The sequence below is a fragment of the Acinetobacter sp. ANC 5414 genome (genome assembly GCF_013004295.1).
GTDB lineage: Bacteria > Pseudomonadota > Gammaproteobacteria > Pseudomonadales > Moraxellaceae > Acinetobacter.
On record NZ_JABERM010000002.1, the window covers coordinates 66,944 to 78,946 of the forward strand.

Sequence of the window (12,003 nt, forward strand, 5' to 3'; positions counted from 1 at the left end):
CTTTAATTTAAAACTTAAACTGATGGATCACTTTGTTCTGCTACCGGTGCTGAAACAGGGGAAAATTGCTTGAAATCTGCGCCGGAAGGAGCCTGATACACTTTCAAACCAAACTCTGGAATAATCGCAATCAGGTGATCAAAGATATCTGATTGTATCGCTTCATAATCTTTCCATACAGTGGTATTTGTAAAAGCATAAATCTCCAGTGGCAAACCCTCACTGGTCGGTTGTAATTGGCGGATAATTAAAGACTGATTTTGTGCGATGCCGGGATGCTGTTTTAAGTAAAACTCGATATAGGCACGAAATGTCCCTAAATTGGTTAAACGGCGCTGATTATATGAAGCCTGATTCGACAATTGCTGATTAAAGCTTTCCAGTTCATTATGTTTGGTATTCAAGTATTGATCGAGCAATAAAAACTCTTTAAGTTTTTGCTGTTCATGCTCTGTCATAAAATGCACGCTACTCTGATCAATATAGATAGAGCGCTTGATACGGCGTACACCGGCAGCAGCCATGCCACGCCAGTTTTTAAAGGTATCCGTCACCAGTTTATTGGTCGGAATGGTGGTAAAAGTCTTGTCAAAGTTCTGCACGGTAATGGTATGTAATGACATATCAATGACATCACCATCTGCATTCAGGGTCGGCATTTCAATCCAGTCGCCAATACGCACCATGTCGTAAGATGAAATCTGCACTGAAGCAACTAAAGACAGAATGGTATTTTGGAACACTAACATCAGAACAGCCGCCATGGCACCAAAGCCTGCGAGCAAGGTGAAGACATCTTTTTTCAGGAACGTGCCTAAAATCATCAAGCCACAGACAATAAAGATAATCAGCTTAATTAGCTGTAAATAGCCTTTAATCGGCTTATTTCTTGATTTTGGATTACGTTGATAAATCAGATTGAAAATGCTTAAAAATTCACTGATGGCTAGCGCCAGGGTCAGGAAAATAAAGGCTTGCGCGCCCATTTGAATAAAGGTGACTATTTTTTCTGAAAGGTGCGGAACGGTCACGATACCATTCATAATCACAATTGCAGGCACAATGTTGGAAATACGGCGGATAACATTATGTTCAGCAAAAATACTCGAATTCGCCGACTTCATCTTGGAGACAAGCTTGCGAATCCCCCGAACCACCACCTGCTTGGCAATAAAATTTGCAAGAACTGCCAGTAAAATCAAGATACTTAAAGAGGTCAGCATTTCCAACCATGGATATTGATCTGACCAATCTTGAATATTCTGGATAAAAGCAAAATGCTGCAAAACTGCACCCTCAATATAGAAATTTAAAAATTCTTTATAGTTTATATAGTTATGTTTTAATCATCGCTCAAGATAACGTTTTAGCTACATGAACCCAAACTGAATTAACGACCTTGTGTCATGTTGCAATCAGGCAGCGAGTATTTTTTGGAGTTTTATTCCATCTTATTTTTAATTTTGGAACGATGCCAATACGCATATTGACATCGTTATTTTTAATTAAAGATAAAAAGATAAGCTGAACTTACCACATCAAATCATCAGGGATCACATAAGCTGCGTATGGATCTTCTTCATCGGTGATTTGCTCATTCTTTTCAGAATTATTGACAATAATGAAGCCTTCCATTTTGTCATTAATACGATCTGCCAAAGCTTTAGGCAAAACCGCATAACTTTCGCTTTCTTTGGCAATCACCAATGAACCTGAAACCAGCGCATTATAAATTTGCTGATTCAGATAAATCTTTTTGATTTTACTCTCGTCAATAAATTGATAAGCCACTTCGCCATCGATGTCGCGAATTTTGTGCTGATTGATCATTTGGATAATGGCAGCTTTTAATTCTTTGCCTTGCAGAAGACGTTTTTTCTCTAAATCTAAGGCTTGGTCTTTCGCGAGTTTCTCTTGCTTGTCTTGCGCAATTTTCGCTTTCAATTCGGCTTCGTTGCTTTGTCCAGTACGTTGCTCATGAACCGCCTGTTTAGACAGTTTTTTAGCCTTTTTATTATCGACTAAACCGGCTTTTAGCAATTGAGCCTGTAATGCATTTTTGACCATAATAAATTCCGAAACTACTCTTGACTACGTCGATAACGAAAATAAATAACCCAATATACGGCGCTAAGCATCCAGCTTAACAGCGCAGGGACAAGGAATGAATTTAATTTTAAATAAGGATAAATCATGCTGGCAACTAAGCCACCCATGAAAAATCCAAATAAAATGGCTAAATGGAGAATAATCCGTCTGCGATCTACATCTAAGCCACGTAAGCGATAACCTAACGCTAAGCCCAAATCGGTCAAAACACCAGACAAATGGGTGGTTCGGATAATCGCACCTTTGTAATGGCTGATCATGGCATTTTGTACCCCCATCGCCGCACATGCCCAAAGCAGGGCATAACGGGGGAAATAGGGCAATAAAAACCAGCACAGCACAATAAAAAAAGCCACCAAGCTTAAAGGGTAACCATAACGGCGTCCTAAGCTAAAGTGGCTATTTCCCAGTATCAATCCGCTATAACAGGAGCCGATCACATAACATAGGACAACCAAGCTCAAGTAGAGGATCTGTTCAGGATGCCAATGCAGCAAAGCCATGGCCAACATGCTGACATTGCCGGTCATGTGTGAAACGGACTGATGTAATACGGTAATCAGTCCGAGGACGTTAATCATTCCTGCATTCATTGCAAGAAAAAAAGCACCTAATTGAACCCAAAGCGGTAAAGTTTGAAGAGGCATGACGTCATAAAAAAATCTTAATAATGACTATCTTAATCTAAACCGCGGTCAACAGCAGCAGTAAATAGCACATCTGTAGAAGAATTTAATGCAGTTTCAGTCGAATCTTGCAAAACGCTGATGACCATACCAATGGCAACCACTTGCATGGCGATATCTGAACTGATGCCAAACAAGCCACACGCCACTGGAATAAGCAGTAAAGAACCACCGGCAACACCCGATGCGCCACATGCTGAAACGGTTGCAAGCACAGATAAAACCAGCATGGTGGTGAAATCAACCGAAATACCTAAAGTATTGACCGTGGCTAAGGTAAGAATGGTAATGGTGACTGCGGCACCCGCCATGTTAATCGTTGCACCGAGCGGAATAGCTACACTCGCTGTAGATTCGCTCACGCCTAAACGTTTGGCTAAATCCAGGTTCACTGGAATATTTGCAGCCGAACTACGGGTAAAGAAGGCGGTAATCCCGCTTTCACGTAGACATTGTAAAACCAGCGGATAGGGGTTTGCACGGGTAACAAATGCCACCATGATTGGGTTAACCACCAATGCCACAAAAAACATGGTGCCAATCAGCACAGCCAATAATTGTGCATAGCTTTCAAAGGTACTTAATCCCGCTTCTGCAACGGTGACAGCAACCAGACCAAAAATACCGACAGGGGCAAAATTAATCACCAGACGAATCACTGTATTTACGGCATTTGCAGCATCGGTGAGCAGCACTTTTGTAGTGTCATTGGCATGACGGAATGCAGCACCCAAAGCAACAGCCCACGCCAAGATACCAATAAAGTTCGCTTCACTAATCGCTACAACAGGGTTCGCCACAAAACTTAAAAGAAGGTTCTTTAAGATTTCAATCAGGCTACCTGGCGGTTGCAAGTCTGTGTTTGCAGGGATATCCAGAAACAAGGTACTGGGAAAAATGATACTGGCAATTACTGCACTTAATGCAGCCAATAACATCCCCACACTATACATCACCATAATCGGTTTGATCTTAGCGCTATGTCCGACTTTAAAATTCGCAATAGACGATAAAACCAGCACAAAAACCAATATAGGTGCAACAGATTTAAGAGCTTTAATAAACAAGTCACCCAACAGGCTTAAATAAGGAGCCACATTAGGGAACAAAACAGCAACACCAATACCTAAAATAATGGCGATAATAATTCGGGAGACTAAACTCAAACGCATTAAAGCAGAAAACATAAAGGTGCCTTGTTACAAATACGAGGACTAAAAAATTCACAAATATGCTCACCATTTTATACCTAAAAGAGTTGCTGCTAAAAAATAATTTTTATATAAAAACTAACTACTTATTTTTAAAGTTGATATTTTTATTTTTAAATATTTTTCAACTCAAAAAAATCAAATATTGTGTCGGAATTTTTTCTAGAAGTGATTCATTTATTCACAATCATGAACTAGATTTAATCCAGTCCATGATTGTGAATAGGCTGGATCGATTTATAGTTGTGTATTTATCTCATTCATTTAAAAAAACTTCAGGTGAAAGCTGCTGCATGGCCTGGAAATGAGACAAATAAATCTGACCACTTAAATGCTTTAACAGTTTTGAATGCTGTAATTTATCCATCACTGGACCCTTGATTTCTGAAAAATGCAATTTGATATTAAGTTTTCTAAATTCAGCATTGATATCTTCCAGCATTTCTAAAGCACTGAAATCAATTGCGCTAATACTGGAACAGTTAATCACCACATGTTCCAAATTAGCATAGGGACTGATTGCATTAATTAAAAAACCCTTAAAGGTATTGGTATTTAAGAAGGTAAGATTTTCATCAATACGCAGGGAAATAACTTTGGCAGAGGTCAGTACCTGATGACGTTGCACATTTCTAAAATGCTGCGTACCTTCAACTAAACCAATCACTGCAATATGCGGACGACTGATGCGCCACAATAAAAGGATAAAGGTGGAGACAATACCGATAATTAAACCGGTCGTAATATCAATGCAGATCACGCCAAAAAAAGTAATCCACATGGCGATACCATCGGCTTTTGAATAACGCCAGGTTTCAATAAAAGGTTTGAAATCGACCAGTTTCCAGATGGAAACAATAATGGTTGCAGCCAAGATGGCTAAAGGTAAATCACGGAAAAATCCAGTAAAATAGAGGCTGACCAGAACAATCAGCAGTGATGACATCACACCTGCCAGTGGCGTTTTAGCACCAGAGTCCGCATTTACCACAGTTCGAGATAAACTGCCTGTGACGGGGAAGGCAGAACTCAGACCAGCACTTAAATTGGCTAAACCTAAAGCCACCAGTTCCTGATTGCTGTTTAAATGACTGCGCTGTTGTAATGCAGTGGCTTGTGCGATGGATAAAGACTCGACAAAGCTAATCATGGCGATCATCGCAGCACCCGGTAATAAGGTGATGACCAAGTCCAAATTCCAAAATGGCATAGTAATAGGGGGAAATCCTGAAGGAATTTCTCCAACAGTTTTAATGCCGATTTCTTGTAAATTAAGAAAATAAACCGCAGCAATTGAAACAACCACGAGTACCAAAGGCAATGCTTTAGAGAGAAATGCTGTAGAACCAATGCGGCTTGTAACCGCATTGGAACTTAAAACTTTAGGCAGATAGATAAGAAACACTAATGCAAGAATGCCAAAAATAAAGGTTTGAATATTGCTATAACGAATATAGTGCCAAAAACTGAGTAAAAACTGAGGGATATTATTGGCTTCTAAGGGTACATCGACCAGAAATTTGAATTGACCTAATGCAATCAGCAAAGCGGAAGCAATAATAAAACTTTTAATCACGGGATGGCTAATCAGTTGAATCAGAAAGCCAAATCTAAAGATTCCGAGCAATAATGAAATGACCCCGACCATCACCGCAAGCAGACAGGCGGCTTGTATATAAACCGGAGAACCGACTTCAAATAGTGGATTTAAAGTGGCAAAGGTCATCATGGAAATAATGGCAACCGGACCGATTGATAGCGTAGGGCTACCACCGACCATGGCGTAAATAATCATCGGCAGAATGCTGGCATACAAGCCCATAATAGGTGGTAAGCCTGCAAGCATGGCATAGGCCATACCTTGCGGAACCAGCATTGCAATGACAATCAGTGCAGAAAGCAGGTCAGATTTAAATTTGGCTTGATTGTATTTTTGCAGCCATTGCCAAGCGGGCAATAACGTCGTTAAGCGAGTCTTTAAATCTGACATATCTAAAACTAAATCACTATTTTAGATATATTATGCATAAAAAATGCTAACAAGTCTTAAGTCATTCAAATGACTAATATAAATAATTGATATTCATTTAATTAAATTATATTTTAGGACAATACAAATCATATAAAGTATTTAACAGCCGCACCATTTTTTCATCCTTAATCGAATAAAAAATCTGTTTGCCATCACGGCGGGTCGAAACCACATCACTTTTGCGTAACATCATCAGCTGTTGAGATAAGGTGGGTTGATTAATTGCGAAACATTCAGTTCTTGTTTAGCAAGATGACATAAAATAAGTAGGCGATCTGTATTGGCGAGTGATTTTAATATCGTGACAACGATATCGACAGAATCATGCATAGAGGCAATTTCAAGATCGGTGTTCATACAGCATTTCCATACTACTCATCAGTCATATACGCAGTATAAGGGCTGCATAATTGAATACATGAGGAAAAAGGAATATTTTCAATGGTTTTTAATGAAGCTAAATATCAAATATTCTTATATAAATAAAAATAAGGCATGGAGTTTTAACTCCATGCCTTATTTCAGCGCTAAAAATGCGGAACTTATTTTTTAGCCGGCTGCTTAAATTGTTTTAATTCTTTTTCATTAAAATGAAGTGCTTCGATTATGGCTTGACGAGTATCCAGGTCATACCAATTGAAAATGGCCGATATTTTTTCTTCAAAATCATCACTCAACACAAAATGATCATCCTGAATATTTAATAAGCTGTTTTGTTTCAGTATTGAAATAAAGCTTTTTAAGGTCGCACTGTCAAAATAATAGCCAGATTGGATTTTTTGAGTTTGGAAAAGTTTTTGCAATACTACTTTACCCATTTTCTCTAACTCTTTCATGCTCAGCGCTTGAGTTGGAGCATACTGCTTGAGCAATTCTGAAATCATAATCATGTTATTCAGGCTAGAACTGGATAGATGAGCAAGTGATAACAGCTTATTTTGCATCTGTTCATCTAATGCAATGGATACCGTGTTGTCTTGCTGAACAATCCAGCCTAACTGTTCCAAACTATTTAAAATTAATCCAATTTCATTTTCTAGTTCATCGAGATTCCATTTTAAGAAAAACTCTTCTTTAAAATAGGGATAGATATTTTTAACGTTATCGATTAAATAGTGACATGAGATCTTTTTATAAGATTGAATCAGCATGGCAATTAATGCAGGAACAATAAAACAATGCAAAATATTATTACTAAAATAACTTAACAGAATTTTTTGGCTTTCAGCCACACGAATCCAGTTTTCATTATTTTGATTAAACGTTTCAACCTGTTTTAATTTTTTAGCATATTGAATAATTTCAGCACTGGATAATTCCGTCATCATCATTCTGGAATCGTATTTTGTGTCATTTAATAATTGACGATATTGATCAATCTGCGAGATTAAATCATGTTCACTTAAAGCATGATTTTCAACATTGAGTAAAATCAGTGAGATCAGTGAAATAGGATTAACCACAACCGCTTTATTAATATTTTCTAAAATTGAACTCGCAACCTGATTCACGGTTTGAACGACAGGTTGAGGTAATTCATCATTAATATTTAATTTAATTTGATCTGCGTGATTGGCGGTTAAAATTTTATCCAGAAAAATGGGTTCACCAAAATTAACATGGACTTGTCCAAAGACTTTTTCAATTTTACGTGCTGAACTTAAAATACCCCAGATCGATTCGGCTTCCTTAGGTTTGCCATTCAGTTCATTTAAGTACGAGGTGCCTTCCATCAGCTTTTCATAACCAAAATAGGTCGGAATAAAAGCAATCGGTTTGGTCGCACCGCGTAAATGACTTTGTACTGTCATCGAAAGCATGCCTTTTTTAGGCGGCAATAATAATCCGGTACGTGAACGTCCACCTTCAATAAAATACTCCAAAGGCGTGTTACGCGATAAAAGACTGTGTAAATATTCTTTAAAAACAGAAGTATAAAGCTCATTGCCACTAAACGTACGGCGAATAAAATAGGCACCACCGCCACGCATGATTTGACCCACAATAGGCAGGTTTAAATTAATTCCCGCGGCAATGTGTGGAACCATGAGTCCACGGTTAAAAATTACGTAAGAGAGCAATAAATAATCGATATGACTGCGATGGCATGGGGTATAGACAATTTCATAATCCTTGGCTAATTCACGCACCGTATCGAAATTATGCACTTCAATACCATCATAAAGTTGCGTCCATAACTTGGTCAGGGCAAGTTCCGCAAAACGTAAGGTGGAATATGAAAAATCAGAAACCACTTCGGTTAAATAACCTTTAGCGCGATTTTCCGCCTCAAACATACTAATTTTATGATCAATACTTTCTTTGCGAATCGCATCTTGAACCGTTTCGGTTTTCATTAACTTATTAATGAGATTGCGACGGTCTGATAAATCGGGTCCTAAAATCGCTTCTTTGTGTTTATTAAAATTTGTATTGAGTTCTTTGACAATCGAATGTGCCGGAGAAAAGTTTGGATATTCAATTTTGGCTTTTTCAATGGCTGCTTTAAGCGAAATCGGCTTATGAAATTCAATGTAGTTTTCACGACTATATAATGAAATATTCAAGGCTTGTTTTAGTTTGGATGGGGTCGCCCATGCATCCGCAAATAAAGCTTTAAACCAGGAATTTTCATATTCAGGTGAGCGTCCCCATAAAACGGTTACCGGTACCAGTTCAATATCGTATTCAGGGTATTTTTCCAAAGCTTCAATTAGTCGAATGAGTTTTGCCGAATAATGGTAGGCCTCATTTTTGGAACTCGGTACATTTAAAGCCAGAATGGAGTCATCTTCTTTAAACTCCTGAATGCTTAACGGTGTAAAAACCGAAGGTAGTTTTCGTGCTTGGGCTTCAGTATCAATGATGACGGTATTGCTAATGGACGCATCTTGTAAAACATAACAAATTATTTTTTTATCGAGTTGCTGTTCTATGGTTTTTTCTAATTCTTCAGTATTGCCTAAGACTTGAGGTGTCACGATTTTATCTAGAATCTTTTGCGTAAATTGTCGATAGAATCGGCTATAACCCTTATTAGACATTGTATTCCCTAAATCAGTTTTCATTTGCTTGATATTGTGTGCAATAACAAGGATAAATACAAATCTTATTGACGACAAATAAGTCATTTAAGTTGTAACTATTTAAGAAAACCCAGCGGTGAGGATGTGAAAAAATATTTGTTTTTTAGGCTTAAATATATGCTTAAGGCGAAAAAAAATGGAATAGAAAATCTTATCTTCAGGGTCTAAATGGCTTATGATAAAAGGCATGACTTTAAAATCAAAAGATCGCTCAAGGAGTTAAAATGAGTACAGATTCTGCATTTCCAACACCAAATAATTTAGGCATTGCGGTTTATAGCAATAATGCTGAATCTATTGGCAACACTCCATTAATTCGTATTAATCGCTCAATTTCTTCAGCTGCAACGGTACTGGCTAAAATTGAAAGCCGTAATCCTGCATTTTCTGTGAAATGTCGTGTCGGTGCCGCTTTAATTAGAGATGCTGAAGAAAAAGGTTTGCTTAAACCTGGCATGCATATTGTAGAGCCGACCAGTGGCAATACCGGGATTGCACTTGCATTCGTAGCGGCTGCAAAAGGTTATGATATCACTTTAACCATGCCTGCAAGTATGAGTGTTGAACGTCGTAAAGTTTTAAAGGCATTTGGCGCAAATCTGGTCCTGACTGAACCGGCTAAAGGAATGAAAGGTGCAGTGGATGAAGCAGTGCGTTTAGCCACTGAGCAACCGGAACTGTATTATTTACCGCAACAATTTGAAAATCCGGCCAACCCTAAAATTCATGAGCAAACTACGGGTCCTGAAATTTGGGAAGCAACCGGTGGTAAAGTTGATATTTTAGTTTCGGGTGTAGGAACAGGCGGTACCATTTCAGGTATTTCACGTTATTTTGAGCAGGTCAAAAATCAGCCGCTTTATTCGGTTGCTGTTGAACCGGCGGAATCACCGATTATTGGACAAACTAAACGTGGTGAGCCATTAACGCCGGGACCGCATAAAATCCAGGGTATTGGCGCAAACTTTATTCCAAAAAATCTGGATTTAGATTTGGTTGATGAAGTTATTGCGATTGAAAGTTCAGCAGCGATTGAATGGGCGCGTAAAACCGCGACTCATGAAGGCATTTTGGTCGGTATTTCAAGTGGTGCAGCAATGGCAGCGGCAGCTCAATTAGCTGCACGTCCTGAAAATGCCGGAAAAACCATTGTGGTGATTTTACCGGATGCGGGTGAGCGTTATTTATCTTCGGTATTGTTTGAAGATATTTCTGCCGATTAATGCGGCACGAATTTTTCTGATGATAAGTAAAAAGGCTGAAGTTGATCTTCAGCCTTTTTTATTCAGTCTGTATGAATCACAAAACCTTAACGGATAAACAGTTTTAAAATCAGTTTTTGAATAAATGTGCCATAAGGCGGATAGAACAATCGCATCAAACTAAATTTAGGTCGGTTAAACACGGCTTTCGCGTGACTAAAGGTAACAAATCCTTCATAGCCATGATAATTGCCCAGTCCCGATGTACCTACACCGCCAAAGGGTAAATCTTCCTGTCCGACATGAACCAAGGTTTCATTGAGGCAAACACCGCCACTGTGGGTTTGCATGAGGACTTTTTGCTGCTCTTGCCTGTTATAACCAAAATAATATAAAGCCAAAGGACGCGGTCTTTGATTAATATAATTAATCGCTTCATCAAGCTGTTGATAAGTCACTATCGGCAACAAGGGGCCAAAAATTTCATTTTGCATCACCTGCATATCATCTGTGACATTGCTTAAAACATAATGTGCTAAACGTCGTCCTGAAGAGGGGCGGTAATGACATTAACAGTCGCATTTTTTGCAGTTGCATCTTCAAGATAGCGATTTAAACGATTGAGCTGTCGCTCGTTAATAATCGCGGTGTAATCAGGGTTATCGGCTAATTTTGGGAAAAACTCCTGAATCGCTGTGGCATATTCTTCAATAAATTGGGCCTGCAATTGCGCAGGAATCAGCACATAGTCGGGCGCAACACAGGTTTGTCCGGCATTCATGGCTTTGCCAAAGGCAATCCGTCGTGCACTTTCACGAATATTGGCATCGGCTAAAACCAGTGCCGGAGACTTTCCACCGAGTTCCAACGTCACTGGCGTGAGGTTATTGGCTGCTGCGCGCATGACATGTTTACCGACTTCACTGGCACCGGTAAATAAGATGTGATTAAAAGGTAATTGAGTAAATTTCTGTGCAACTTCTGCATCACCATTGACCACACTAACCAAATCTTCCGGAAAGGCTTGCGCAATCAGTTGTTTGAATAGTGCAGAAAATTCAGGCGTATATTCGCTCATTTTTAAGATGACCCGATTTCCTGCAGCAAGGGCTTGGCAGAGGGGGCCAATGGCTAAAAACAGCGGATAATTCCATGGCACAACGATCCCCACCACACCGACCGGTTGATATAAGACATAACCTGTCGCAGGTTGGAAAAGAATACCAATATGACGTTTACTGGGATGCATCCATTTTTTGAGATTTTTTAACGCATATTTAATGCCGAGTACGCTGGTCATGACCTCGAACATTTCAGTTTCAGAATGACTTCTATTGGAAAAATCATGGCTAATCGCTACGTTAATCTCGGTCTTATTCTGCAGAATCAATTGCTGCAAGGTTTTAAGATGCTGTCTACGCTGCTCTAGACTCGGGTAACTGTTTTCAGTAAATGCCTGTTGTTGTTTCTCGAATAATTGCTGTAATTCGATCGAGATATTTTGATCTGTATTTTGATCCATTTTGTGATTCAACATCTTGCATATCCTTTGCCTGTAGTGAGAGAGAATAACCTGAATTTTTGATTATGATTTGGTTATTCTCACTTTGCTTATAACTTTGAATTTTTTAGAAATATTACATGCCGAGTTTAAACACATCATCAACTCACTATAAG

The 12,003-nt window shown here is 38.8% G+C and carries 9 protein-coding genes and 1 pseudogene; 1 reads left to right on the forward strand and 9 read right to left on the reverse strand.

Annotated elements, in window-relative coordinates; genetic code table 11:
• Positions 1–14: 14 nt before the first annotated feature.
• The 7 genes and pseudogenes from HLH18_RS02295 to plsB all read right to left on the reverse strand — a co-directional run bounded on the left by HLH18_RS02295 (position 15) and on the right by plsB (position 9,082).
• Entirely contained in the window at positions 15–1,286 is a 1,272-nt protein-coding gene (locus tag HLH18_RS02295) for a mechanosensitive ion channel family protein (protein ID WP_171545665.1), read from the reverse strand.
• Between the two features lie 244 nt (positions 1,287–1,530).
• Positions 1,531–2,067, reverse strand: coding sequence for a DUF2058 domain-containing protein (locus tag HLH18_RS02300; protein WP_171545666.1), 537 nt, complete (start codon positions 2,065–2,067; stop codon positions 1,531–1,533).
• A 14-nt stretch (positions 2,068–2,081) separates the two neighbouring features.
• Complete coding sequence (locus HLH18_RS02305; protein ID WP_171545667.1) at positions 2,082–2,756, reverse strand: YoaK family protein; 675 nt, start codon at positions 2,754–2,756, stop codon at positions 2,082–2,084.
• Between the two features lie 32 nt (positions 2,757–2,788).
• The gene (sstT, locus tag HLH18_RS02310) at positions 2,789–3,982 is read right to left on the reverse strand and encodes a serine/threonine transporter SstT (RefSeq protein WP_131287185.1); all 1,194 of its coding nucleotides are present in this window, start codon (positions 3,980–3,982) and stop codon (positions 2,789–2,791) included.
• 280 nt (positions 3,983–4,262) lie between these two features.
• Entirely contained in the window at positions 4,263–5,996 is a 1,734-nt protein-coding gene (locus HLH18_RS02315) for a SulP family inorganic anion transporter (RefSeq protein ID WP_171545668.1), read from the reverse strand.
• Between the two features lie 106 nt (positions 5,997–6,102).
• A pseudogene (locus HLH18_RS02320) lies at positions 6,103–6,395 on the reverse strand (metalloregulator ArsR/SmtB family transcription factor).
• A 185-nt stretch (positions 6,396–6,580) separates the two neighbouring features.
• The gene (plsB, locus tag HLH18_RS02325) at positions 6,581–9,082 is read right to left on the reverse strand and encodes a glycerol-3-phosphate 1-O-acyltransferase PlsB (protein WP_171545669.1); all 2,502 of its coding nucleotides are present in this window, start codon (positions 9,080–9,082) and stop codon (positions 6,581–6,583) included.
• Positions 9,083–9,348: 266 nt separating this feature from the next.
• Between plsB and cysK the strand changes: the two genes are divergently transcribed.
• Complete coding sequence (gene cysK / locus HLH18_RS02330; protein ID WP_214647242.1) at positions 9,349–10,347, forward strand: cysteine synthase A; 999 nt, start codon at positions 9,349–9,351, stop codon at positions 10,345–10,347.
• An 86-nt stretch (positions 10,348–10,433) separates the two neighbouring features.
• Here the strand turns inward: cysK and HLH18_RS15925 are convergent, their stop codons facing one another.
• Positions 10,434–10,820 carry an aldehyde dehydrogenase family protein gene (locus HLH18_RS15925; protein WP_250852357.1) on the reverse strand — a complete coding sequence of 129 codons (387 nt, stop codon included), beginning with the start codon at positions 10,818–10,820 and terminating at the stop codon, positions 10,434–10,436.
• A gap of 41 nt (positions 10,821–10,861) precedes the next feature.
• Complete coding sequence (locus tag HLH18_RS02335; RefSeq protein ID WP_250852358.1) at positions 10,862–11,863, reverse strand: aldehyde dehydrogenase family protein; 1,002 nt, start codon at positions 11,861–11,863, stop codon at positions 10,862–10,864.
• Between the last annotated feature and the right edge of the window lie 140 nt (positions 11,864–12,003).

Coding starts and splice junctions, on each gene's coding strand:
- HLH18_RS02300 (WP_171545666.1), bottom strand. CDS start 2,067: ATGGTCAAAAATGCATTACAGGCTCAATTGCTAAAAGCCGGTTTAGTC.
- HLH18_RS02305 (WP_171545667.1), bottom strand. CDS start 2,756: ATGCCTCTTCAAACTTTACCGCTTTGGGTTCAATTAGGTGCTTTTTTT.
- sstT (WP_131287185.1), bottom strand. CDS start 3,982: ATGTTTTCTGCTTTAATGCGTTTGAGTTTAGTCTCCCGAATTATTATC.
- HLH18_RS02315 (WP_171545668.1), bottom strand. CDS start 5,996: ATGTCAGATTTAAAGACTCGCTTAACGACGTTATTGCCCGCTTGGCAA.
- plsB (WP_171545669.1), bottom strand. CDS start 9,082: ATGTCTAATAAGGGTTATAGCCGATTCTATCGACAATTTACGCAAAAG.
- cysK (WP_214647242.1), top strand. CDS start 9,349: ATGAGTACAGATTCTGCATTTCCAACACCAAATAATTTAGGCATTGCG.
- HLH18_RS15925 (WP_250852357.1), bottom strand. CDS start 10,820: ATGCAAAATGAAATTTTTGGCCCCTTGTTGCCGATAGTGACTTATCAA.
- HLH18_RS02335 (WP_250852358.1), bottom strand. CDS start 11,863: ATGTTGAATCACAAAATGGATCAAAATACAGATCAAAATATCTCGATC.